Here is a 22,325-nt window from a genome sequence, read left to right as displayed (position 1 = left end):
TGTGCGGGCATTTAGCCGCTTATGGGCGGAAAAATAATCACCAGCATAATCCAGTTAGATTGAAAGATGGAAACCAGCTGTGTTTTGATCTCTTTCAAGGAATGGAGCGGGCGGAAGTTAAGGACTGTGAATACACGTCGTTCGAAACAGGAATCAAAAAAACGCCCGCCAGGATGGCGGGCGTTCCAATCAGACAAACCGGGTCTCAAACCCCGTCCTATGCGCACAAATGACACTTAGCGGCGGATGCCCAGCTTTTTGATCAGGTCCTGATAGCGCGCTTCTTCTTTGCCCTTCAGGTAGTCCAACAGCTTACGACGCTGGGCGACCATCTTCAGCAGACCGCGACGACCGTGGTTGTCTTTTTTGTGGGTCTTGAAGTGCTCGGTCAGGGTGGTGATGCGCGAGGTCAGGATGGCAACCTGGACTTCTGGCGAGCCGGTGTCGCCGTCTTTGGTTGCGAATTCTTTCATGACGCGTGCTTTTTCAGCGGCAGTAATCGACATCGGGGTCTCCTTTAAAGGTTAGAGTGAATGGCGCAGGCCGGGATGTCGTCCAGCACAGGCCCATGGAGAAATCCGTACCGATTCCGATACGGATGGGCGCGTATAAGCGGATTTGAGGCAAATGGCAAAGGGAATCTGCGGCGTCAGCCAAGCGCGCCAAGCTGTGACAAATCCTGCCCGTTGATCAGTTGGATGTCATCCACCGTCAGCCCCTCCGCCCCCAGCAGTTGGGCGACGTTCTGCCCGTCGACCAGTACACGGGTCAGGTTTTCGTTCTCAGTGTCGGTTTCAAGCTGGATGTCTGGCTCTTCTTCCCCCTCCCAGGAGATCAACAGCTTGTCTTGGCCGGGTTCGAAATCCATCACTTTGACCGGTGCGCCGCCGTCCTCGGGTGCCAGCTGGATGCTGTCTGCGCCGTCGCCGCCGGTCACCACATCGCCGCTATGCGCCATGATCGTGTCATCCCCGGCGCCGCCGTTCAGAAAGTCGACCGACTCTTCGGATTCGCCGTCATCGCCTGACAGAACGTCGTCTCCATCACCGCCGAACAGCACATCTTCACCGGAACCACCTTCCAGCACGTCATCGCCGAACCCACCGTGCAGGGCGTCCTCACCTTCACCGCCAGTCAGGGTATCGTTATCCTGACCACCATAGAGTTCGTCGTCGCCCTCGCCGCCATCCAATCTGTCCGCGCCGAAATGGCCATACAGCCTGTCATCACCTTCATCCCCAGACAGGGTATCGTCGCCGTCTTCGCCATGAAGAACGTCGTCACCGCCACCACCCGCGATGGTATCGGTGCCCTCTCCGCCATGCAGGGTGTCATCGCCAAGGCCGCCGATCACCGTGTCATCGCCGCCATAGCCGTTGATCTGATCGTCGCCGTCCTGCCCGGTCAGAACATCCGCGCCGTCGTCCCCCGCGATGACCAAATCCCCCTCAAACTCTGAGATGACGGTGCCGGTCGAAGGCTCCGGGTCGTCGACGTTTTCACCCACGTCCAGAAAGTTCCCCTCTGACACCGCCGGCGGTTCATCCTCGATGATGTCATCCTCTCCCTCTTCTTCGTCAGAGTCGAACAGATCACCCACCGCAAAAGCTGCACCACCCATTGCTGCCAAGCCAATTAGTCCTACTAGAAACATGGTAACCCTCCGAGAACGGACTTCTCCGAAGGTGAAATATCCCATGTGATCAGTCAGTTGGTCAAAGCCAAGCTGGACTTGTGGTTAACCTTTGGTCACCACGGTTCGGGCTGTTGTGTATATGCGATGTAAAGTGGGTGTTTGGGGTGGCCGTCCTTGGTCAGGCCCAGATGAAACAGGGGCTGGCCGGTGCCCCGCAACAGGGCCTCCACCGCTGGGCCGCGTTCCAGATGTGCGCCGTGCGTGCCCCATGCTGCGATGACTTGGTCGGCCCATCCGACGCCGTCCAAAATGGCCGCGTCGTTTTCGGGTCCAACCGGATCGGCGGCGGCGCGCATCTTGCGCGGGTCGGTGTCGCGCCAGGCAAAGATGTTGGTCACCTGAAACGCTCCGAACCCCAAGGCCCGTGCGCGGCGTTCGCAACGTTCGACTGTCGGGTCGTTCTGCACCTCGGTCGCGGTCGAGGGGTTCAGCATGACGAACAGCGCCTTGCGTCCGTCCGCGTCCCAAACACGAGTCAGGCTATAGCGATATTTCTCGCAATCGGAATAGATGGCGGTCGAGGGCGCGTCGCCCTTGGTGTGCGAACGGGTGATCATGACACCCGCCTAGCACGGCGTTCAGGCGACGAACACCCGGCTGGGGTGCAATTCGCCGGATTTGTAGATCCCAACCGCCACGGCCTTGCCGTCCAGCGAGGCCCAGGCCTCGTCTCCGTATTCAACATCCGAGGCCAGAACCATACCCGGATTGCCGTTGCGCAGGCGGGTGGCACCTTCGGGTGTGCATTTCAGCTCAGGTAAGTCGGCGAGGCCGGTTTCCAGCGGATGCAGGTAGTCGTCCAAGGCGCTGGTCTTGGCCATCTCGTCGATCTGTTCGATAGACAGCCCATCTTCGACTTCGAACGGGCCGGACCAAATGCGGCGTAGCTCTTTGACGTGTCCATGGCATCCCAACGCCGCACCCAGATCGCGGGCGATCGAGCGGACGTATCCGCCTTTGCCGCAGGTCATCTCCAGCACCACGTGATCCGCGTCGGGACGGTCGACCAGGATCAATTCTTCGACCCACAACGGGCGGGCCGACAATTCGACGTCTTCGCCATCGCGAGCTAGTTTATAGGCGCGCTGGCCGTCGATCTTGACGGCCGAGAACTTGGGCGGGACCTGCATGATGTCACCCAGAAAGGGGGCTAGGGCCTGTTTGATGTCCTCATCCGAAGGGCGCGCATCGCTGGTCGCAATCACTTCGCCCTCGGCGTCGTCGGTATTGGTGGCCTGACCCAAACGCACGGTAAAAGTGTAGGCTTTCAAAGCATCGGTGATATAGGGAACGGTCTTCGTCGCCTCACCCAAAGCCACGGCCAGAACGCCTGTTGCTTCGGGGTCCAGCGTACCTGCGTGGCCCGCTTTCTTGGCGTCCATCGCCCAACGCACCTTGTTGACGACCGACGTCGAGGTCATGCCCGCAGGCTTGTCCACAACCAGCCAACCGGAAATGTCGCGACCCTTGCGTTTGCGTCCCATTCTACACCTTGAATCTTGCTGAGGCGCGCGAGTTAGCGGATAGCTCTGCCCCTGTCAATTTCAGGGTGCGTCTTCGACCACGCCGACGATCGGCCCCAGCGAGAACCCGACATCCGAGCGGTTGTTCGCCCGGTCATACATGCGAGAGATATTGCCATCGAAGAACAGCGCATTCGGCGTGTTCAGCACGTCCCGGAACAGGCTGCCGAATTCGTGAAACGTCACGTAGTCGTCCGAGATCGCGAATACGGCACGGGCGCCATTGTTACTAGTGCCCACCCCGTTGCGCACATAGCGCGAAGTTGAATCCACCAGAAAACGCGGGTGCAATTCGCCGTCAATGACCAGCATCGGGCCGGATTGGGTGGCAAAACGGCACTGTGGGGCCTGATTTACGTAATCCAACGTTTCAAACACATCGGCCCGACCGTCCCGGATGCAGAACACGCCGTTGGGCAGCAATCCGAAATTGCCTGGCCCGGCATTCGGGATGACGCGCATCTGTTCTTGCCCGTCTTCGACGTAGTGCCCAACCGGTGAGCGGTCGTCGTGATACATGCCCGCGTTCATCGCAAAGGCCAGGCGTTTATCATCAGAGCCCAGAGCATCATTCACCGATGAGAAGTGCCCCAGCAGGTCTCCGTTTTTGTCGTTCAGGAACAGACGCAGATCTTCATTGGCGGCATCCACCTCGCAGATGGTGTACCGCTTGTCCTCATGGGTCAGTTTCTCGCAAGTGACCGCAGAGGCCTGCGCCGCCCAGAGGACCGCGCTCAGAGTAACAATTGCCCGGATCACTCGTCCAGATCGCGGCGCACCGCGTCCTGTTCGAACATGCGGCGGGTGTCGTCCAGACGGTCAAATGTGTCATCCAACCGGAACCGCAGATCGGGCGAGAATTTCAGGTTAAGTTTCTTGCCGATCACGCGCCGCAGCTCACCCTTGTTGCGGGCCAGCAGGTCGATCACGTCTTCCTGGCCCTTGCCGCCCAATGGCAGCACATAGGCGGTGGCGATCTTCAGATCGGGCGAGGTGCGCACCTCACCCACGGTGATCGACATGCGGTTCAAGTCAGGGTCGTGGACATCTCCGCGCGCCAGAACCTCGGACAGGGTGCGGCGGATCAGTTCGCCGACGCGCAGCTGTCTTTGGGACGGGCCGGGGCCATCGTGGAATTTGTTCTTTGCCATAACTCCGATCTAAGCCCAAAGCTGGGCTTTGCCAAGCGGGCGCGAACCGGGTAGGAGGCTTTGAGCCGACTAACGCGAAAGGACCAGCGCAATGACCCATATTCCGGGGATCGTCATCACAGGGGCTTCGGGCCGTATGGGGCAGATGCTGATCAAGACTGTCACTGACAGCGATCAGGCGCGTCTTGTTGGTGTGGTCGAGCGTAAGGGTCATGACTGGATCGGTCAGGATGTTGGCACAGCGATGGGTGGACAAGCGCTGGGCGTGGTTGTGACGGACGATCCGCTGGAAGCTTTCGCGCAAGCGCAGGCGGTGATCGACTTTACTGCACCAGAGGCAACACTGGAGTTTGCCGCTCTGGCTGCACAGGCCCGTTGCGTGCACGTGATCGGGACCACCGGCATGACAGACGAACAGATCGCCGCGCTCGAGCCTGCGTCTCGTCACGCGGTGATCGTGCGGGCCGGGAACATGAGCCTTGGGGTGAACTTGCTGGTGCAGCTGACCAAGAAAGTTGCGGCGGCGCTGGATGAGGATTTCGATATCGAAGTGATCGAAGGCCACCACCACCATAAGGTCGATGCGCCTTCGGGCACCGCGCTGATGCTGGGCGAGGCCGCCGCCGAAGGGCGAGGTGTCAAGCTAGTGGATGTGGCTGACCGGGGCCGCGACGGCATTACAGGCGCGCGCAAGCGCGGCGACATCGGATTTCATGCCATTCGTGGCGGAGACATTGTCGGCGAGCATGACGTCCTGTTCGCTGCCCCCGGCGAGCGTATCGTTCTGCGCCATCTGGCCACTGACCGTGCGATCTTTGCCCGTGGCGCGCTGAAGGCGGCGCTGTGGGGTCAGGGGAAAGATCCGGGCCAATACGACATGGTGGACGTTCTGGGGCTTTAATCGCCTCTAGCGGAACGCGGAAAGTCCGGGCGGTTCAGCGCCCTCGTTCTCGATCCGGGAAAACAGCGCGCCTAGTCGCTGGTCCCAGGTCGGGAACTGGCCTGTACGCGCATAGGTCAGGCGTTCGGCTCCTATGGATATGCCAAGGGGTGCTGCCTGTCCGCCAATCACAACCTCGCCGATTTCGGTCCAGTTGTCGGACGGCGGGTAAGCGGTTGGAGCAGTTTCGTCCGTACCATCCAGCCGATAGTAGACGCCCATTGTGACAAGATACTCATCACCAAACGGGTCGGGGAAGAAAAAGCCTGAGGCATCACGCGCCGCCAATGCCTCGGCCTCATCGCGCAACAGTACCTTTTCGCTGAAAGGCAGGCCCAACGCGTCCAGCACCGGGCGCATGTCATCGGCTTGCGGCACGCTGACAAAGGCGATGCGGGACGGGTCTAGGTCGAAGCTCTGGGTCAGAATTTGCATCATCAGCCGGGTCGTGGTCTGCCCATCGGCATCAGCAGGATGACAGCCCACCTCGTGAAACAGGGGCAACACATCGGCTCGTGACTTTTCGTCAACATCCGCAACGCGTGCCAGCGGCTGAATCACATATTTTCCCGAAGGCAGCACGGATTGATCGAAATCGTGCCGCAACCCGCCGTTATAGTCATCGACCCCCGAGGCCAGCGACAGCGGCTCAGCCTCACTAAAACCAAGCTCGGTGAACGCGGTTCTCAGTTGATTGAGCGTGTTCGCGAACTCCTGTTCGAACGTCTCATTCTGGTTAGTGGCCGCAGCCCCGACACGCGGAAGCAGGGTTCCGACCGTTGCTGCGGTTCCAAGCTGAACCACGCGACGCCTATTCAATCCCATCAGAGGCCTCCCTTTGAGATGGACAGTGTCGAGCGTATCACAGATGTGGCTGCCAATGGTTAAGGGATTGTGAACATGCACGATACCGGCGTTTGCCCAGTCCTTCAGAGGTCCTTGATTCTGTCGGCCTGCAGCGGGCAGGCAAGGTAAACTCCGAATTCCTTACCGATATCTGCGCTGACACGGGCGTGGACCTTACCTTGCCGGTCAAGGAACCGCTGATTGTCTTCGACCGGGAAAATCCCCTCATGCCAGATGCCGGGATGGATATAGAGGCCGCGTGACCCATCGCACCAGAAGGCCACCACTTTGTCCGGCGTCAGGTTGTCTCCGGGCAAGGCGAGGGGGACGATGAAGGGCTTGTTGTCGAGCGGCCAGAACATCTGACCTCCATCCGGATGATAGTTCATGTGCCACAGCAGAACCTGATCGCGCGGTGCGGTTTGTCGCATCGTCTGCGCCTGTTGCGGGTCCACAGACCAGCCGAGCACATAATGCCCTTTTACCGCTTCGTTCTCGCCGTAAAGAACATCGCCCAGCCAATCGCATTTGAACGTGCCTTCGACCCAACCGCCCTCGTCGCCGGTGCCCTCGTCAATCGGGCGCCAGCCCTGTTGGGGCCAGCGCACGATCTCAATCTCAAATGTGTCGGGATCGTCGACCAGGCAGCCATAGCCTCTGACTGTCTCGTCCATAGCCCGGATCAGAGGAACCTCGTGCCAAGGCAGCGACGGTTTCGAGCTGGCCTCGAAGATGTATTCCGGCGCGGTCATGATGCGCCCAGATGCTTGTCGACCATGCGCTGCACCATCGGTGCGAAATGGGCGAAATCCGGTGTTTCCATATCCGCGCGCTTGCCAGCCTCATCCAGATACCGGACCTGAATGATCTCTTTCAGGTTCGGATTGGCTTCGAATTCTGCGACCTCTTCTGCATTCATCGGACCACCTTGCAATTCCAGCGTATGAACCGAAGCAGCAGAGAGCCGATTAAAGTATTCGGGTTTGGTGGCGCAGAGATAACGCTTGGCCGCCACGTGGTAGCGGCAGCAATCGGTGATGACCGAGGGGAAGAACTGTTCCAGCACCTCCGCGCCCGCATCCTCATGATGGCGATCTTCCGTATCGTCGGGATGATAGGTGCCGAACTCGGATGTGAAATGGCCGATGTCGTGCAGCAGGGCGCCGACGATGATTTCCTCGGGCTGACCGTTCTGCTCGGCGATGGTCGCGCCTTGCAGCATATGTTCGGCCATAGTGACGGGTTCGCCGAGGTACTCTTCGCCGCCCCGACGGTCGAAGATATCGCCGATGAAGGCCACGATATTGTCCCGGTTCAAGGTCGAGAAATCGGGTTTCATTCCGCCGCCTCCGGCTGGTCCATTTCCATTGCCGCCAGCGTTGACAGCAGACCGTCCTTGTCGGCGTAACATCCCTGCAACCACCGCGAGCCCGCTCCGGAATAGCCCAGACGCGCGTGAAGGACGCGGGTGTTGTCGACGATAAAGCTCTCGCCCGGTTCCAATTTGAACGACACGCCCATGGCCGGGTCGTCGATGATTTCACCCAATTGGCGATAAGCGGCGTAGTAGGCCTCCATCTGGTCGAACGGGATATCGACCAGCGGTGCGGTCGAGCGGTTGTTGAAACGGATACCAACAAGCTCGCCATCCGGCGATAGTTCGATCATCGGGCGGCGGGAACGCAGGCAGACACCGTCCGAGCCTTTGTATTCGAACCGCGCGGGATAGCCTGCCAGCAAGGCAAACCCATCGGGGTTCTGTTCGCGCAGCTTCTCGGCGGCGCGGAAGCCATCGACCACGATTGAGTCGCCGCCCTCGGCGCTGTTCTCAAGGCAGTACAGAATTTGCAGCGTCGGAACCGGATCGCGATAGGGATTGTCGGTATGCGCCTGCAGGCCAAGGCCGGTATAAGCGAGGTTGGTGGGGTTCACCTCAGTCCGAACCTCGAAATAGGGGCCATAGTTGGTTTGGCGGACATAACCGAACAGATCGGCCACCTTCAGCAGCGACTCCGGTTCGGTCGGCCCGCCGGTCAGTTTGGCAAAGCCGTACTCGGCCACTGCCGCCAGCCAGCCACGTTTGGCCGCCGGGTTGGCATGAACCTCGTCCCAATCTGCGCTGGGCGCGTCGATCCCGCGTTCCCACGTGGTGATGCCAGGGGCGGTCCGCCCGGTTGCGAGGTCATGGTCGTGGTCATAGCTGTGCGCGGCCAGCCAATCGGCGGGGAAGGTGACGGTCTTATCTTCCGGTTGGAAAGTAACGGTCAGATCTCCGTTGCGGACCTCGGCGGCGCTGACCGAAATATCTGAGGGGATATCACCGATGGTGATCAGACGCTGGCCGTTGCCGGGGGCGCGGGTTTCTGGGTCTAGCGCATTGTCGCGCAGCCAGATGGCGTGGAAACGGGCCTTGGTGCCGGTATCGAATTCAACGGTCACAACCGAGGCGTCGTGAGTGGCGGTGCGCAGCATGGGGGTCTCCTGTTCAGCGCGGCTTTGCTTGAGCAGATACGCCCTTTATGGCATTACCACAATTAATCCTTCTTTCTGCTGAGGCTTGGAAAAACTAATGGCTAAAAAAAACGTCGGTTTGCCGCCATTGGACTGGCTGCGCGTGTTCGAAGCGGCGGGGCGTCTGGGCGGTTTTTCAGCAGCTGCACGGGAATTCGGGCTGACGCAGGCTGCGGTGAGCCAACGGATCGGAAACCTTGAGGCATGGTTGGGGCGGACGTTGTTTGTGCGCGAGGCACGGGGCGTGTCGCTGACGGTCGAAGGCGAAAGCTATCTGCCACTGGTGCAAGACAGCCTGCAGGCGCTTGAGCGGCACACAGAAGATTTGTTTGGAAAGTCGCCGCGCGAACTGCGCGTGGCGGGGTTGTCGTCGAACATCCACGCGCTGGTGGTACCCAGCCTCGTGCGGTTTCAGGAGATGCGGCCGAAGGTGCGTGTGATGACGGATTCCGTCGCGCGCCGCTCTTCCTTGGATGAGGAACGGACATGGCTGCAAATCCGCTATGGCCGCGGTGCATGGCCGGGGCGGGATTCCGAACTCATCGCTCCTGAAGTGCTGGTGCCGATGGCAGCACCGGGCATGGAATGGGGCGCGCCTTTGATCGATCTGCGGGGGGAACGGCCTGGATGGCGGGACTGGGCGCGAAAAACGGATCAGAGCGATGTGACGACGTCGAATATCAGCTTTGACTCGATGGAGCATGCACTGTCAGCGGCGCGGCAAGGTATGGGCGTGGCGCTAGGGTCGGTCGCTTTGGCAAAAGGAGATTTGCAAGCGGGCCGGCTGCGCAGGTTGAACTTGCCCGAGTTGAAAACGAAAGATGGCTATTGGCTGACCTGGCCCGAAGATCGGGCAAAGTCCAAAAAACAGCGCGCCCTGATTTCGGATTTTCTGGACGCGTTGCGGGGATGAGCGATCAGAAGTCGATCGCGATGCCTTTTTTCTCCCAATCTCCGTAACGGGCCGGGTCGGGACCGTCGCGCCCGCCCAGTTCCTTGGGCATTTTCTTGGCCTCTGCCTCTGCCTTTTTGCGGCGCTCTTCGGCCTCGGCCAGCGCGCGCTGGGCGGCAGGGGGCAGGTCTTTGCGGTCGTCACTCATGACATCGGGTTCCTTTCCGTGCACGAGCTTGATATACGCCCCCGTCCGCATTTGGCAATGTGGATGAGGGTTTCATCAAAGGCGGTTCCATGTCCGACAACGCAACAGCGGCGCGACGCAGCGCGATCTATCTGCTGGATCAGATTCTGGGAGAGGGGCGGCTGCTGTCCGAGTGTCTGGCCGCTGGAGCGCTGGATCGGCTGGGGCCCGAGGATCGCGCGCGGGCACAACGCCTGACGTTAGAGACCCTGCGCGGGCTTGAACGCGCAGACCGCCTGCTGGACAATCACCTGAACCGGACACCGGCCCTGACCGTGCACAATGCTCTGCGTCTGGGCGCTGTTGAGCTGTGCCACGGCGAAGCTGCGCATGGGGTGGTCAATTCGATGGTCGAGATTGTGGGCCGGTCGCGCAAGCATGGGCGGCTTAAAGGGCTGGTCAACGCGGTGCTGCGCAAAGTGGCCGCTGAAGGCCCCGAGGCCTGGCCCAAGATGCGGGTGCCACGTCTGCCTGAATGGCTGCGCGAACCGTTGATCATGGCATGGGGTGATGACGCAATTGCCGGAATGGAACAGGCGCATTTCAACGGCGCACCACTGGACATCACTGTAAAGCCAGGCGCAACCGGCCCGGGTGAGGCGCTGCCGACCGGGTCGATGCGTATGCAAGATGCCGGGCAGGTCTCGGCACTGCCGGGCTATGACAAAGGCGACTGGTGGGTCCAGGACGCCGCCGCTGCGTTGCCGGTCCGTGTGTTGGCTCCGCAGCCCGGTGAAAAGATCCTCGACCTTTGCGCCGCGCCAGGGGGCAAGACGTTGCAACTGGCCGCTGCCGGGGCTGAAGTCACCGCGCTGGATGTGTCCGAGAACCGGTTGGAGCGGGTGCGCGAAAACCTTCAGCGCACCGGATTGAAGGCGACCGTTGTCGCTGGGGACGCGCTGGAACATCAAGGCCAGTTTGACGCCATCCTGCTGGATGCGCCCTGTTCGGCCACAGGTACGATCCGCCGTCACCCAGATCTGCCCTTTGCCAAAGACGGCTCGGAATTCGGCGGGCTGATCGAGCTGCAGGCTCAAATGCTGGCGCATGCCTGGACCTTGCTAAAGCCCGCCGGGCGGCTGGTCTATTGCACCTGTTCGCTGCTGCCGGATGAGGGCGAGGTGCAGGTTGAAGAGGCTTTGGATCAATATCCCGAAATGGCCGTGGACCGCGACGCCCTTAGCATTGCCGGGGTCGAACCAGGTTGGATTACCGAAGAAGGCGGCTTGCGTCTGCGTCCTGATTACTGGCCGGATCGCGGCGGAATGGACGGGTTCTATATCGCCTGCCTGAACAAATCGACGTAATGGCACGCTTTTCGATGACTTGACGATCGTGGCGGTCTATCGTTGGGTCTCAGGCGCCAGCAGAGCGCAAGGGGCAGAGTAACGAGCGTCATGTCAAAGACGGATTCCATGACCAATCGGTGGACACGGTTTCAGAACCGTCTCTACGCGCGGCTCAGTCAGCGGCGCAAAGCGGTCTCGGGGTTTGTTGGCGAGCCCGAACCACGCACAGTTGGGTCATTTGCCCGCGGACGTCAGCTGGTTGCCGGGAATTTGCTGTTCGCAGGCTATCTGGTCGAGGCGCAAGACACCGAGCTGTGGGATGTTCTCGCCCCCAGCACCGGTTTTGACAATGAACGTCACGGCTTTGCCTGGTTGGACGATCTGGCCGCTGTGGGTGACATGCGCGCCCGCGAAAAAGCGCAGCGCTGGGTCTGGGGCTGGATCAAGGCGCATGGTCGCGGTCAAGGGCCGGGCTGGGCACCCGACCTGACCGGACGGCGCGTGATCCGCTGGATCAACCACGCGGGATTCCTGCTGCGCGGCATGGACGACTCGCAGCGCAAGATATTCTTCCGCGCGTTGGCGCAGCAGACATGGTTTTTGTCCAAACGCTGGAAGGCGGCAACACCGGGGCTGCCTCGTTTCGAGGCGTTAGCTGGCCTAGTGCAGGCTGGGCTAGCGTTGGAGGGGTTGGAACAACTGGCCGATCCGGCCTTGCGGGCCCTGGCACGTGAATGCGACAGCCAGATTGATGCTCAGGGCGGTATCCCGACCCGAAACCCGGAAGAATTGCTTGAGGTCTTTACGCTGTTGGCCTGGACCTCTGCTGCGCTCAGCGAATTGGGGCGCGGCACGCCCGGGGCGCAGGCGAATGCCATCAAACGCATGGCCCCCACCTTGCGCAGCCTGCGCCATTCTGACGGGGCGCTGGCCCGGTTTCATGGCGGCGGGCGCGGGGTCGAGGGGCGTCTGGATCAGGCCCTTGCCCAAAGCGGGGTGAGGCCGCAGCACGCCTCGGGGCTTTCGATGGGGTTTGCCCGCCTTTACGCAGCGCGGACCAGTGTCATCGTGGACGCCAGCCCGCCACCCAAGGGGGCGGCGTCCTACAATGCTCATGCCTCGACCCTCGCGTTCGAACTAACTTCGGGCCGCAGGCCGTTGATCGTGAATTGCGGCTCGGGTGAAAGCTTCGGGATGGAATGGCGACGCGCGGGCAGGGCCACGCCGTCACATTCGACGCTGTGCCTGGACGGGTATTCAAGTGCTCGGTTGGCCGATCCTACTCCCGGCAGCGAACGTGAAGCGCTGGTGGATGCGCCGCAAGAGGTCCCGGTCGACTTTGAGGACGCTATCGAAGGCACAAGGTTCATGGCCGGGCATGACGGATACACCAAGGTCTTTGGTCTGACCCATGCCCGCACGTTCGAGCTGCGCTTTGACGGGCGAGAGCTGGCGTGTGAGGATATTCTGCTGACAGCCACCGACAAGGCAAAACGGCAGTTTGACAAGGCGCTGGACGCCTCAGGCCTCAAGGGGATCGGTTTTGATATTCGATTTCACCTGCATCCGGATGTGGATGCAGCGCTGGATTTGGGTGGGGCGGCGGTGTCGATGGCGCTCAAAAGCGGCGAGATTTGGGTTTTCCGCCATGATGGCGTAGGAAAATTGTCAGTCGAGCCAAGCGTTTATCTTGAAAAAGGCCGATTAAAGCCACGCGCGACAAAACAGATCGTTCTATCCGGGCGCGCAATGGAGTATGCGACCCGCATCCGGTGGACGCTGAGCAAGGCACAGGATACAGCCTATGCCGTACGCGATCTGCACCGGGACGAGCCCGAGTTTGACTGACGCCAAAAGGACCTTTGGACCCATGACCGATCTTCACCCCGTGCGCCGCGCGTTGCTTTCCGTTTCCGACAAGACCGGGCTGATCGAGCTGGGCAAGGCGTTGGCCGAGCGCGGGGTCGAGCTGCTGTCGACCGGCGGTACCGCAAAGGCGCTGCGCGATGCGGGGCTTGAGGTGAAAGACGTCAGCGAGATCACCGGCTTCCCCGAGATGATGGATGGCCGTGTCAAAACCCTGCACCCGATGGTGCATGGCGGCCTGTTGGCTTTGCGCGACAACGACACCCACGTCGCCGCGATGGACGAACACGGCATCGGTGCAATCGACCTGCTGGTGGTGAACCTATACCCGTTTGAGGCGACCGTGGCCAAAGGTGCGGGATACGACGAATGCATCGAGAATATCGATATCGGCGGTCCCGCGATGATCCGCGCCGCGTCCAAGAACCATGCCTTCGTAAATGTGGTTGTGGATGTCGAGGATTACTCTTCGCTGCTGGATCAACTGGAAGAGAATTACGGCAAAACCTCCTACGGCTTCCGCCAGTGGCTGGCGCAAAAGGCGTATGCCCGGACCGCTGCTTATGACACTGCTGTCTCCAACTGGATGGCTGAAGCGCTGCAACTTGAGGCCCCCAAGCGTCGGGCCTTTGCTGGTGAGTTGAAACAGACTCTGCGCTATGGCGAAAACAGCCATCAGCAGGCGGCGTTTTATACGGACGGCACCAACCGCCCGGGCGTCGCGACCGCTGTGCAGCATCAGGGCAAGGAACTGAGCTACAACAACATCAACGACACGGATGCAGCGTTCGAATTAGTCGCTGAATTCGATCCGGCGCAAGGCGCGGCCTGCGCCATCATCAAGCACGCCAACCCTTGCGGTGTTGCCACAGGCGCGACCTTGCTGGAGGCTTATAAGTCAGCTTTCGACTGCGACCGGACCTCGGCCTTTGGCGGGATCGTGGCACTGAACCAACCGTTGGATGCCGAAACCGCTCAAGAGATTACCGGCATCTTCACCGAAGTCGTGATTGCTCCGGGCGCGTCCGATGAGGCCAAGGCGATCTTTGCCGCGAAAAAGAACCTGCGCCTGCTGACCACCAAAGGACTGCCGGATGTGACGGCCGGCGGCAAGACCGTGCGTCAGGTGGCCGGTGGTCTGCTGGTACAGGACAAGGACAACGGCTTTGTCGGCATGGATGACCTGAAAGTGGTCACCAAGAAAGCCCCGACCGACGAGCAAATGCGCGACCTGCTGTTTGCGTGGAAAGTGGCAAAGCACGTTAAATCCAACGCCATCGTTTACGTAAAGGACGGCGCGACCGTCGGTGTGGGTGCGGGTCAGATGAGCCGCGTGGACTCAGCCCTGATTGCTGCCAAAAAAGCCGAACGCATGGCAGATGCGCTGGGCTTGGCACAACCGCTGACCATCGGCTCGGCCGTGGCCTCGGATGCGTTCTTCCCCTTCCCCGACGGCCTGATGGAGGCCGCTGAGGCCGGTGCCACTTGCGTGATCCAGCCCGGCGGCTCGATGCGGGATGACGAGGTGATCGCGGCGGCGGACGAGGCTGGCTTGGCGATGGTCTTCACCGGCATGCGCCACTTTCGTCACTGATGCGCATGCGCCTTCTGCTCTGGGCTGCGGTGGCCGCGTTTTTGATCGACCAGATCAGCAAGTATCTGGTCGTTCACGTGATGCGCGTGGCCGAGGGACATATCGACGTTCTGCCGCCGCTACTGGTGTTCAAGTACGGCGAGAATCGGGGCATCAATTTCGGCCTGTTCCAAGGTGACTCCGATGCTGCGCGCTGGGTTCTGATCGGTGTGTCGCTGGCAATCTCAATCGGCGTGCTGGTCTGGCTGATGCGCACGTTCCCGTCGAAGCTGATGCTGGTATGCGGTGGGCTGCTGATCGGGGGCGCACTTGGCAACGTGGTGGATCGCGTGCTGTACGGCTATGTTCTGGATTTCCTGAATATGTCCTGTTGCGGCATTAACAATCCTTTCGTGTTCAATCTGGCAGATGTGTTTATTTTCGCCGGAGCGATCGGTCTGGTTTTGTTCGAGGGCAAAAAGGCCTCGTGACGCGCCATTTGAAATGCGATAAAAGCGCCTCAAACAGGCTGGAGACTCTGATGCGGCTGCCGCGTTCCATTTTTGCTGTGACATTGGCCTTTGCTGCTGCGGGCTGTTCCGATATTGGCCTGCGCCATCTTCAGGCACCGGGGCCGGGGCCGGACGAGTTCTCTGTCCTGCCGGTCAAGCCCCTGACCCAGCCAAAGGATTACGCGTTCCTACCTGCGCCGACACCCGGTGGCGGCAACCTGACTGATCCTAATCCAAAGGCCGAAGCGGTCGCAGCCCTTGGTGGTAACGCGGCTGCGTTGAATCCGAACACAGCCATTCCGTCGACCGATGCAGCGCTTGTGACCGCGACCAGCCGCTATGGCGTCCCAGCCAACGCACGGCAGGTGGTCAATGCCGAAGATGCCGAGTTCCGCAGAAAGCAATCTCGCCTGACGCGTCTGCGCCTGTTCAATGTGGACCGCTATTCGCAGGTTTACCGCCGCGAGACTCTGAATCCAGACGCCCAGAACGAAGCGGCCCGCCGCGCCGGCATCGAAACTCCGTCGTCGCCGCCGGTTAATGAATAATCTTTAACTTTTCGTCATCAGGCTTGAACCCGCGCGGCGTCACCGTAGTTTGAACACAATAGATCAAACGGAGGACGCCCCATGGTTCGGGCCCTTGCCCTGTCGGCTGCCCTGATGGCCGCGACCCCTCTCGCTGCAAGCGAGGGGCATGAAGCGGTGACAACCTTTACGCTGGATAACGGCATGGATGTCGTCGTGATCGAGGATCATCGCGCGCCAGTCGTGCAGCACATGGTCTGGTATCGCGCGGGATCCGCGGATGAGCCCGTGGGATCCTCGGGTGTCGCGCATTTCCTAGAACATCTGCTGTTCAAAGGAACCGACACGCTGGCACCGGGTGAATTCTCGGCCACCGTTGCAGCGAATGGTGGCAACGACAACGCGTTCACGTCTTACGACTACACCGCCTACTTCCAGCGTGTCGCTGCAGACCGTCTGGAATTGATGATGCGGATGGAGGCGGACCGGATGCGCAATATCCGTCTGACCGAAGAGGACATTGCGACCGAACGCGACGTGATCCTAGAGGAGCGTAACCAGCGCACCGACAACAGCCCTCGGGCCCTGTTCGGCGAGCAGATGAGTGCAGCGCAGTATCTTAACCATCGCTACGGCGTCCCGATCATTGGCTGGCGGCACGAGATGGAGACGCTGGACATGGAGGATGCGCTGTCCTTCTACCAGACACATTACGCGCCCAATAACGCCATTCTGGTCGTCACGGGCGATGTCGAACCCCACGAGGTCAAAACCCTGGCCGAAGAATACTATGGTGTGATCCCGGCCAACCCGGACCTGCCCGAACGGTTCCGTTCGCAGGAACCGCCCCAGACCGCGGAACGACGCCTGACGTTCAAGGACGCGCGGGTGTCGCAACCTTACGTTCAGCGCAGCTATCTGGCCCCAGAACGCGATCCGGGCGAGCAGGAAAAGGCCGCTGCGCTGTTTCTGTTGGCTGAACTTCTTGGCGGAAGCACCACGTCTTATCTGAACGAAAAGCTGCAGTTCGAGCAGCAAAAGGCCGTGTACGCCGGGGCTTTCTATCGCGGCGTCTCATTGGATGACACGACCTTTGATTTGCTGGTGGTTCCGGCGCAAGGGGTGTCTTTGCAAGAGGCCGAAGACGCGATGGATCAGGCTGTGGCCGATTTCATCGCCGAAGGTGTGAACGAAGAAGACCTGGACCGGATCAAGATGCAGCTGCGTGCCGCGCAAACCTATGCTCGCGACAATGTGGACGGGATTGGCAACCGATATGGCCGGGCTCTGACCAGCGGTTTGACCGTCGAGGATGTGCAGGCGTGGCCCGAGATCCTGCAGGCCGTGACCGGCGACGAGATCATCGCCGCTGCCCGCGAAGTGATACAGCCCGAAACATCGGTAACCGGATGGCTGATGCGTGACGATGAGGTGACGCAATGAAACGGATTTTTGTAACTCTGATCGCCTTTGTGATTGCTCTGCCCGCCTGGGCCGAAATCGAAATAAAAGAGGTCACCTCGCCCGGCGGAATCAAAGCCTGGCTGGTCGAGGATCATTCGATCCCCTTCACAGCGCTGGAACTGCGTTTTCGCGGGGGTACTTCGCTGGATGATCCGGACAAACGCGGCGCGGTTTATTTAATGAGCGGATTGATCGAAGAGGGCGCGGGTGACATGGATGCCCGCACCTATGCGCGCGAACTGGAGTCTCTGGCCGCGTCCTTCCGGTACAATGCCACTGACGACACGGTATCGATCTCGGCGCAGTTTCTGACCGAAAACCGGGATGAGGTGATCGACCTTCTGCGCACCACAATCCACGAACCGCGCTTTGATCAGGACGCGGTTGAGCGTGTGAAGGCGCAGGTGCTGTCGGGTTTGAAATCGGATCAGACCGACCCGAATGACATCGCAGGCCGCAACTTTGCACGGATGGCATATGGCGAACATCCGTATGGCTCGGAAGGCAAGGGGACAATCGAAAGCGTGTCGGCCCTGACCCGTGATGACGTGGTCACGGCGTATGAGGATGTCTTTGCCAAAGACCGCATGTATGTCGGTGCTGTGGGCGATATCACCGCCGAAGAGTTGGGCGTATTGCTGGACAAGTTGCTGGCTGACCTGCCTGAAGCCGGTAAACCGATCCCGGAACGCGCCGACGTGACCATCCCCGGCGGCGTCAGCGTAGTCGAATTCAATACCCCGCAATCGGTTGCTCTGTTCGGTCATGCGGGCATTGACCGCGATGATCCCGATTTCTTTGCGGCCTTTATCCTGAACCACATTCTGGGTGGCGGGGGCTTTGAAAGCCGACTGATGCAGGAAGTGCGCGAAAAACGTGGTCTGACCTACGGTATCGCGACCTATCTTGTGCCCAAGGATCTGGCGTCGGTCTATCTGGGATCGGTCTCCTCCAGCAATGATCGCATCGCCGAGGCGGTTGAAGTCATCCGGGACGAATGGGCACGCGCGGCATCCGAAGGTGTGACGCAGGAAGAGTTGGATGACGCCAAGACCTATCTGACCGGCGCATACCCGTTGCGGTTCGACGGCAACGGCCAGATCGCAGGGATCATGGTCGGAATGCAGATGGAAGACCTTCCCATCGATTATATCGCCACCCGCAATGACAAGGTGAACGCGGTGACGCTGGAAGAGGTCAACCGCGTGGCCAGCGAGTTACTAGACCCCGAGGGGCTGCATTTCACCATCGTCGGAAAACCCGAGGGTCTGGACGGCTAAACCCGTTTAGGCCGCTGCGGGCTGCTTTTGGGCCCGCAGCGTGTGTTTGTTACTGCTCAGCAGCTTTTGCCGCGCATGACGGAAATGCGCGGCCTTCAGCGCATCGTCGATATGCCGGTTGCGCCGAAGCAGACGCGACAGGCGGATGTTGTCGAACACAAGGCACGTGGTGGGTTCTGTGGCGATTACCGTGGCTGTTGCAGGCAGACCAAGGCTAAATGTCAGCTCTCCTAGTATTTCATCTGACCCGCAGGTGTTGATGACCTGACCGTTCTTCAAAATGGTTGTCTGTCCGCTCAGGACGTAGCCTAGGAAATCCGTGATCTTGCCTTCTTCGATCAGGATATCTCCGGTTTTGTATTCGCGTATGGAGGCTGTGTTCAGCAACCTGCGCGCCTGATGCGGTTTCAGGGACTCCAAGTGGTGAGAGATAAACTGACGTTCGGGATGGGAAAAGCGAACCAGATGGCGCGACAGGTAACCGCGCAGCAAACCGATGACCGAGATTGCGATATAGGCCATCTGGATGATCGCCCCGGCCAGATTGAATTCTTCTGCCATGCTGATCATTACGCAGCCCGCGGCGACGATCACCAGAACGGGGTAAAGGACCCCGTTGCCCCGGATGACGCCGATCTGCAGCAGAAAGTAGTTCAGGATGTACAGCCCAGCCCCAAACACACCGATCATTGTCGCCAGTTGGATGGCTTCGGGAATATCGATTGGTAAATCCAGCATGCTTGGCCCACCCTCGTGTTGGATGGGCCTTACGCTGGGTCAATCTGGCAAAACTGTATATGAACAGCTTCACAACTTAATCGGGGTTATGAGCGTGCTTTCGCCTGCGCGCGCAGCATCTGACCCATCATCTGGCCAAATTTACCCGACCCGCGTTGATACAGCGCGCCGTCCACCGCCATAACAGTGCCGCTGATGTAACTGGCCAGATCCGAGCTAAGGAACAGGCAAGCATTTGCAACGTCCTGCGGTTGCCCCCAACGGCCTAAGGGTACGTCCTTGCGCAGCTCTTCATGGGCGTTTTCGGTCGGAGCCAGTCGTTTGGCCCCTTCGGTGCCTTCGATAAATCCGGGCACGACTGAGTTCACGCGAATGCCTTCGACACCCCACTCCATCGACAGCGACCGGGTGATCTGATCCACGCCGGCCTTGGCTGCGCAGACATGCGACTGCCCTTCGTAGGGCAGATAGGATTGCGGGGCCGAGATATTGATGATGCTGGCACCGGGACGTTTGAGGAAGGGATAGGCCCCTTTCATCACGTGGACGGTGCCCATCAGGTCGATGTCCACCACGGTCTTGAACGCGTTCACGGACATCTCTGACATTAGCGCAGGGAAATTGCCTGCCGCGCCCGACACCAGCACGTCGAAGTCACCAAACGCGTCGTGGAACTGCTTCAAGCCCGCCGCTACCGCCTCGGGGTCGCGGACGTCAAAGGCCGCACCGATGGCGTCCTGTGCGCCCGCAGCTTTCAGCGCGGCGACTGTGTCATCGACCTTATCCTGCGACCGGCTGGCCACGGCCAGTTTTGCCCCCGAAGCCGCAAAGGCCTCGGCAATGCCGCGATTGATACCGCTGGTTCCGCCAATGACGATGACGGTTTTGTTTGCAAAATCCATGAGGGCCTCCCTTGGTCGGGGGCCCTACTCGCCGTAGGGCACCCAGATGTTCTTCACTTCGGTCGCAGCCTGCAGGAAGCGGCGCGAATGGTCCACGCCCCAATCAAATGCCGTCGCGTTATTCACCCAGGTCCGTTTCAGGTTCCCGGCCGAGACGGCCTCGATCTCTTTCGACAGGTCGGTGGACGAGAAGGACCAGACCGCATCGACGTTCAGGTGCGAGGCCAGCGGTTTCGCCAGCTCCGAATGGTTGCCGGTCAGGATGTTGACCACGCCAGCGGGAACGTCGGACGTCTCAAGGATCTGATAGAAATCCGTCGCGGCCAGCGGATAGGGTTCCGAGGCCACCAGAACCGTCCGGTTGCCCATCGCTATCGCCGGGGCCATCGCCGAAACCAACCCAAGCAGAGGGGCTTCGTCGGCGCAGAGCGCTCCGATGACACCAACAGGCTCTTTCATGGCAATCGCCACGCCGCGGATCGGGACACCATGTACCTGACCGTCATACTTGTCGGCCCATGCGGCGGCTGTGAACAGGCGCTGGATCGAGGCCTCAACCTCTTTCGCGCCGTCTTTCTTGCTGGTCATGGCGTCAATGCGCGCAGCGAATTCGTCCGCGCGGGCCGACAGGTTCTCACCGATGTAGTAAAGTATCTGCGCGCGCAAATGCCCGGTGGTCTTGGACCAGCCCTTGGCACCCGCTGCAGCCTCAACCGCATTGCGGACGTCCTTGCGGTTGGCAAGGCCCACATGGCCCAGCAGGCCAGACTTGCCCCAGACGGGCTTCGAATAGCCGCCATCGGGCCGCGCCTGCTTGCCGCCGACATACATCTTGGCGGTGCGGTCGATGGGATCGACCGGTGCACCTTCGCCCATAATCGCTTCAACCTTCGCCAGCGGCTTGGCCTTGCCCTTGGGCTTGGTATAGGCCGCCAGACCTTCCCAACCGCCTTCGCGGCCAAAGCCGCTTTCGCGCACACCGCCAAAACCAGCGGCGGCGTCGAACAGGTTGGTGGCATTCACCCAGACCACACCCGCGACCAGCTTGGGTGCGATATCCAGCGCGAGGTTCACGTTTTCGGTCCAAACTGTCGCGGCCAGCCCGTAACGGGTGTTGTTGGCCAGCTCGACCGCCTCTTCCGGCGTGCGGAAGGTAGAGGAAACGAGCACGGGACCAAAGATCTCTTCCTGCATCAGCGGATCGGATGTCTCGAGGCCCGAGATCAGCGTCGGCGGGTAATAACAGCCGTTCGCAGGCAGATCGCAAGCCGCTTGATGAACATGCCCAACGGTGTTGCTTTCGACCATGCCCTTGATGGTCTGCAACTGAACGGGGTCCACAACCGCACCTACGTCGATGCACTTGTCCAGTGGATCGCCGATGCGCAACTTGTCCATCCGGGCACGCAGCTTGTCATGGAAGCGATCCGCGATGCCCTCTTGCACCAAGAGGCGCGAGCCCGCACAGCAGACTTGGCCCTGATTGAACCAGATCGCGTCGACCAAGCCCTCGATGGCTGAATCAATATCCGCGTCGTCAAAGACGATGTAGGCGGACTTGCCGCCCAGTTCCAACGTCAGTTCCTTGCCAGAGCCAGCGGTCGCCTCACGGATACGACGGCCCACGACGGTCGAGCCGGTAAATGCGATTTTGTCGACGTCCGAAGACACGATCATCTCACCCACAGCACCATCTCCGGTGACGATGTTGACCACGCCTTTCGGCAGGCCAGCCTGCGAACAGATGTCGGCAAACAGCATAGCGGTCAGCGAGGTGTACTCAGCTGGTTTCAGGACCACAGTGTTGCCCATCGCGATCGCAGGCGCGACTTTCCACGCAAGCATCAGCAGCGGGAAGTTCCACGGGATGATCTGCCCGCAAACGCCCAGAGCCTCGGCATCGGGCAGTTCGCTTTCCATCAACTGCGCCATACCTGCATGGTAATAGAAATGCCGCTGCACCAGAGGGATGTCGATGTCGCGCGATTCACGGATCGGCTTGCCGTTGTCGAGGCTCTCCAGCACGGCAAACAGACGTGAATGCTTCTGCAACAGGCGCGCGATAGCATAGAGGTACCGCGCACGACCTGCGCCGCCCAACTTCTCCCACTTTGGCTGTGCCTTGCGGGCGGCGGCAACGGCGGCGTCCACATCAACCTGTTTCGCCTGCGTCAGCTTAGCCAGAACCTCTCCGGTCGCCGGGTTGCGGCTTTCGAACCCTTTGCCGGGTTTAGTGAAGGCACCGTCGATATAGTGACCGAACTTGTCTCCCTGATCGACCAGCCAGGCCAAGGCCTCGGCAGCGCTTTCGGGGGCAGGGCCGTAATCCATGGTTTCGAAAATCTCTTTGACTGTCATTGTTCTTGTC

The 22,325-nt window shown here is 60.3% G+C and carries 23 protein-coding genes; 9 read left to right on the top strand and 14 right to left on the bottom strand.

The annotated features are described in order from the left end of the window. Positions 1 to 236: 236 nt before the first annotated feature. The 6 genes from rpsO to rbfA all read right to left on the bottom strand — a co-directional run bounded on the left by rpsO (position 237) and on the right by rbfA (position 4,370). Complete coding sequence (gene rpsO / locus GOV53_RS12905; protein WP_008757925.1) at positions 237 to 506, bottom strand: 30S ribosomal protein S15; 270 nt, start codon at positions 504 to 506, stop codon at positions 237 to 239. Between the two features lie 143 nt (positions 507 to 649). Beyond that, on the bottom strand, positions 650 to 1,654 hold the full coding sequence (locus GOV53_RS12900) for a calcium-binding protein (RefSeq protein ID WP_170467235.1): 1,005 nt from the start codon (positions 1,652 to 1,654) through the stop codon (positions 650 to 652). Between the two features lie 95 nt (positions 1,655 to 1,749). Further along, positions 1,750 to 2,253, bottom strand: a complete 504-nt coding sequence (locus GOV53_RS12895) for a DUF1643 domain-containing protein (protein ID WP_170467234.1) — start codon at positions 2,251 to 2,253, stop codon at positions 1,750 to 1,752. A gap of 21 nt (positions 2,254 to 2,274) precedes the next feature. Next, the gene (gene truB / locus GOV53_RS12890) at positions 2,275 to 3,180 is read right to left on the bottom strand and encodes a tRNA pseudouridine(55) synthase TruB (RefSeq protein ID WP_170467233.1); all 906 of its coding nucleotides are present in this window, start codon (positions 3,178 to 3,180) and stop codon (positions 2,275 to 2,277) included. Between the two features lie 60 nt (positions 3,181 to 3,240). Continuing rightward, entirely contained in the window at positions 3,241 to 3,978 is a 738-nt protein-coding gene (locus GOV53_RS12885) for a phosphodiester glycosidase family protein (protein ID WP_170467232.1), read from the bottom strand. Beyond that, on the bottom strand, positions 3,975 to 4,370 hold the full coding sequence (gene rbfA / locus GOV53_RS12880; RefSeq protein WP_170401134.1) for a 30S ribosome-binding factor RbfA: 396 nt from the start codon (positions 4,368 to 4,370) through the stop codon (positions 3,975 to 3,977). Before rbfA ends, GOV53_RS12885 begins: the two co-directional genes overlap by 4 nt. Positions 4,371 to 4,461: 91 nt before the next feature. Between rbfA and dapB the strand changes: the two genes are divergently transcribed. After that, positions 4,462 to 5,271 (top strand): 4-hydroxy-tetrahydrodipicolinate reductase, encoded by an 810-nt coding sequence (gene dapB, locus GOV53_RS12875; RefSeq protein WP_170467231.1) that lies wholly within the window; start codon positions 4,462 to 4,464, stop codon positions 5,269 to 5,271. A gap of 6 nt (positions 5,272 to 5,277) precedes the next feature. On the opposite strand, the gene GOV53_RS12870 is transcribed toward dapB, so the two are convergent. The 4 genes from GOV53_RS12870 to tmpA all read right to left on the bottom strand — a co-directional run bounded on the left by GOV53_RS12870 (position 5,278) and on the right by tmpA (position 8,628). Then, positions 5,278 to 6,135: a hypothetical protein gene (locus GOV53_RS12870; RefSeq protein ID WP_170467230.1), complete on the bottom strand. Its 858-nt coding sequence runs from the start codon at positions 6,133 to 6,135 to the stop codon at positions 5,278 to 5,280. A gap of 104 nt (positions 6,136 to 6,239) precedes the next feature. Beyond that, positions 6,240 to 6,908, bottom strand: a complete 669-nt coding sequence (locus tag GOV53_RS12865) for an ureidoglycolate lyase (protein ID WP_170467229.1) — start codon at positions 6,906 to 6,908, stop codon at positions 6,240 to 6,242. Further along, positions 6,905 to 7,495 (bottom strand): (R)-1-hydroxy-2-trimethylaminoethylphosphonate oxygenase, encoded by a 591-nt coding sequence (tmpB, locus tag GOV53_RS12860; RefSeq protein ID WP_170425744.1) that lies wholly within the window; start codon positions 7,493 to 7,495, stop codon positions 6,905 to 6,907. Before tmpB ends, GOV53_RS12865 begins: the two co-directional genes overlap by 4 nt. Next, positions 7,492 to 8,628, bottom strand: coding sequence for a 2-trimethylaminoethylphosphonate dioxygenase (gene tmpA, locus GOV53_RS12855; protein ID WP_170467227.1), 1,137 nt, complete (start codon positions 8,626 to 8,628; stop codon positions 7,492 to 7,494). The genes tmpB and tmpA overlap by 4 nt, the downstream gene beginning before the upstream one ends. Positions 8,629 to 8,725: 97 nt before the next feature. Here tmpA and GOV53_RS12850 point away from each other — a divergent pair, with 97 nt between their 5' ends. After that, positions 8,726 to 9,580: a LysR family transcriptional regulator gene (locus GOV53_RS12850; RefSeq protein WP_170467225.1), complete on the top strand. Its 855-nt coding sequence runs from the start codon at positions 8,726 to 8,728 to the stop codon at positions 9,578 to 9,580. Between the two features lie 4 nt (positions 9,581 to 9,584). On the opposite strand, the gene GOV53_RS12845 is transcribed toward GOV53_RS12850, so the two are convergent. After that, positions 9,585 to 9,767: a DUF1674 domain-containing protein gene (locus tag GOV53_RS12845; RefSeq protein ID WP_113791212.1), complete on the bottom strand. Its 183-nt coding sequence runs from the start codon at positions 9,765 to 9,767 to the stop codon at positions 9,585 to 9,587. Between the two features lie 89 nt (positions 9,768 to 9,856). Between GOV53_RS12845 and GOV53_RS12840 the strand changes: the two genes are divergently transcribed. The 7 genes from GOV53_RS12840 (at position 9,857) to GOV53_RS12810 (ending at position 18,317) form a co-directional block, all read left to right on the top strand. Then, positions 9,857 to 11,113 carry an RsmB/NOP family class I SAM-dependent RNA methyltransferase gene (locus tag GOV53_RS12840; RefSeq protein ID WP_170467223.1) on the top strand — a complete coding sequence of 419 codons (1,257 nt, stop codon included), beginning with the start codon at positions 9,857 to 9,859 and terminating at the stop codon, positions 11,111 to 11,113. Between the two features lie 90 nt (positions 11,114 to 11,203). After that, positions 11,204 to 12,943 carry a heparinase II/III family protein gene (locus GOV53_RS12835; RefSeq protein WP_170467222.1) on the top strand — a complete coding sequence of 580 codons (1,740 nt, stop codon included), beginning with the start codon at positions 11,204 to 11,206 and terminating at the stop codon, positions 12,941 to 12,943. Between the two features lie 22 nt (positions 12,944 to 12,965). Next, entirely contained in the window at positions 12,966 to 14,555 is a 1,590-nt protein-coding gene (purH, locus tag GOV53_RS12830; RefSeq protein WP_170467220.1) for a bifunctional phosphoribosylaminoimidazolecarboxamide formyltransferase/IMP cyclohydrolase, read from the top strand. Then, positions 14,555 to 15,025, top strand: coding sequence for a signal peptidase II (lspA, locus tag GOV53_RS12825; protein WP_170467218.1), 471 nt, complete (start codon positions 14,555 to 14,557; stop codon positions 15,023 to 15,025). Before purH ends, lspA begins: the two co-directional genes overlap by 1 nt. Positions 15,026 to 15,075: 50 nt before the next feature. After that, complete coding sequence (locus GOV53_RS12820; RefSeq protein WP_170425729.1) at positions 15,076 to 15,594, top strand: DUF3035 domain-containing protein; 519 nt, start codon at positions 15,076 to 15,078, stop codon at positions 15,592 to 15,594. Between the two features lie 81 nt (positions 15,595 to 15,675). Beyond that, positions 15,676 to 17,016: a M16 family metallopeptidase gene (locus GOV53_RS12815; protein WP_170467217.1), complete on the top strand. Its 1,341-nt coding sequence runs from the start codon at positions 15,676 to 15,678 to the stop codon at positions 17,014 to 17,016. Further along, positions 17,013 to 18,317: a M16 family metallopeptidase gene (locus GOV53_RS12810; RefSeq protein WP_170467215.1), complete on the top strand. Its 1,305-nt coding sequence runs from the start codon at positions 17,013 to 17,015 to the stop codon at positions 18,315 to 18,317. Before GOV53_RS12815 ends, GOV53_RS12810 begins: the two co-directional genes overlap by 4 nt. Before the next feature lie 6 nt (positions 18,318 to 18,323). On the opposite strand, the gene GOV53_RS12805 is transcribed toward GOV53_RS12810, so the two are convergent. From GOV53_RS12805 to GOV53_RS12795, 3 genes are all read right to left on the bottom strand, one after another. Next, the gene (locus GOV53_RS12805) at positions 18,324 to 19,055 is read right to left on the bottom strand and encodes a cyclic nucleotide-binding domain-containing protein (RefSeq protein WP_170467213.1); all 732 of its coding nucleotides are present in this window, start codon (positions 19,053 to 19,055) and stop codon (positions 18,324 to 18,326) included. Between the two features lie 86 nt (positions 19,056 to 19,141). Next, entirely contained in the window at positions 19,142 to 19,957 is an 816-nt protein-coding gene (locus GOV53_RS12800) for an SDR family oxidoreductase (protein WP_170467212.1), read from the bottom strand. 24 nt (positions 19,958 to 19,981) lie between these two features. Continuing rightward, positions 19,982 to 22,315, bottom strand: coding sequence for an aldehyde dehydrogenase family protein (locus GOV53_RS12795; protein WP_170467210.1), 2,334 nt, complete (start codon positions 22,313 to 22,315; stop codon positions 19,982 to 19,984). Positions 22,316 to 22,325 lie beyond the last annotated feature (10 nt).

Source organism: Ruegeria arenilitoris (genome assembly GCF_013035315.1).
Taxonomy (GTDB): domain Bacteria; phylum Pseudomonadota; class Alphaproteobacteria; order Rhodobacterales; family Rhodobacteraceae; genus Ruegeria; species Ruegeria arenilitoris_D.
This window is presented reverse-complemented; position numbering and strand designations above follow the sequence as displayed.

What these genes read in the sequence shown, in the direction of transcription:
- GOV53_RS12820 (WP_170425729.1), top strand. Translation starts at nt 15,076, where the DNA reads ATGCGGCTGCCGCGTTCCATTTTTGCTGTGACATTGGCCTTTGCTGCT.
- GOV53_RS12795 (WP_170467210.1), bottom strand. Translation starts at nt 22,315, where the DNA reads ATGACAGTCAAAGAGATTTTCGAAACCATGGATTACGGCCCTGCCCCC.
- GOV53_RS12845 (WP_113791212.1), bottom strand. Translation starts at nt 9,767, where the DNA reads ATGAGTGACGACCGCAAAGACCTGCCCCCTGCCGCCCAGCGCGCGCTG.
- GOV53_RS12805 (WP_170467213.1), bottom strand. Translation starts at nt 19,055, where the DNA reads ATGCTGGATTTACCAATCGATATTCCCGAAGCCATCCAACTGGCGACA.
- GOV53_RS12870 (WP_170467230.1), bottom strand. Translation starts at nt 6,135, where the DNA reads ATGGGATTGAATAGGCGTCGCGTGGTTCAGCTTGGAACCGCAGCAACG.
- rpsO (WP_008757925.1), bottom strand. Translation starts at nt 506, where the DNA reads ATGTCGATTACTGCCGCTGAAAAAGCACGCGTCATGAAAGAATTCGCA.
- tmpA (WP_170467227.1), bottom strand. Translation starts at nt 8,628, where the DNA reads ATGCTGCGCACCGCCACTCACGACGCCTCGGTTGTGACCGTTGAATTC.
- GOV53_RS12815 (WP_170467217.1), top strand. Translation starts at nt 15,676, where the DNA reads ATGGTTCGGGCCCTTGCCCTGTCGGCTGCCCTGATGGCCGCGACCCCT.
- tmpB (WP_170425744.1), bottom strand. Translation starts at nt 7,495, where the DNA reads ATGAAACCCGATTTCTCGACCTTGAACCGGGACAATATCGTGGCCTTC.
- GOV53_RS12840 (WP_170467223.1), top strand. Translation starts at nt 9,857, where the DNA reads ATGTCCGACAACGCAACAGCGGCGCGACGCAGCGCGATCTATCTGCTG.
- truB (WP_170467233.1), bottom strand. Translation starts at nt 3,180, where the DNA reads ATGGGACGCAAACGCAAGGGTCGCGACATTTCCGGTTGGCTGGTTGTG.
- GOV53_RS12895 (WP_170467234.1), bottom strand. Translation starts at nt 2,253, where the DNA reads ATGATCACCCGTTCGCACACCAAGGGCGACGCGCCCTCGACCGCCATC.
- GOV53_RS12800 (WP_170467212.1), bottom strand. Translation starts at nt 19,957, where the DNA reads ATGGATTTTGCAAACAAAACCGTCATCGTCATTGGCGGAACCAGCGGT.
- purH (WP_170467220.1), top strand. Translation starts at nt 12,966, where the DNA reads ATGACCGATCTTCACCCCGTGCGCCGCGCGTTGCTTTCCGTTTCCGAC.
- GOV53_RS12810 (WP_170467215.1), top strand. Translation starts at nt 17,013, where the DNA reads ATGAAACGGATTTTTGTAACTCTGATCGCCTTTGTGATTGCTCTGCCC.
- dapB (WP_170467231.1), top strand. Translation starts at nt 4,462, where the DNA reads ATGACCCATATTCCGGGGATCGTCATCACAGGGGCTTCGGGCCGTATG.
- GOV53_RS12865 (WP_170467229.1), bottom strand. Translation starts at nt 6,908, where the DNA reads ATGACCGCGCCGGAATACATCTTCGAGGCCAGCTCGAAACCGTCGCTG.
- rbfA (WP_170401134.1), bottom strand. Translation starts at nt 4,370, where the DNA reads ATGGCAAAGAACAAATTCCACGATGGCCCCGGCCCGTCCCAAAGACAG.
- GOV53_RS12900 (WP_170467235.1), bottom strand. Translation starts at nt 1,654, where the DNA reads ATGTTTCTAGTAGGACTAATTGGCTTGGCAGCAATGGGTGGTGCAGCT.
- lspA (WP_170467218.1), top strand. Translation starts at nt 14,555, where the DNA reads ATGCGCATGCGCCTTCTGCTCTGGGCTGCGGTGGCCGCGTTTTTGATC.
- GOV53_RS12850 (WP_170467225.1), top strand. Translation starts at nt 8,726, where the DNA reads ATGGCTAAAAAAAACGTCGGTTTGCCGCCATTGGACTGGCTGCGCGTG.
- GOV53_RS12835 (WP_170467222.1), top strand. Translation starts at nt 11,204, where the DNA reads ATGTCAAAGACGGATTCCATGACCAATCGGTGGACACGGTTTCAGAAC.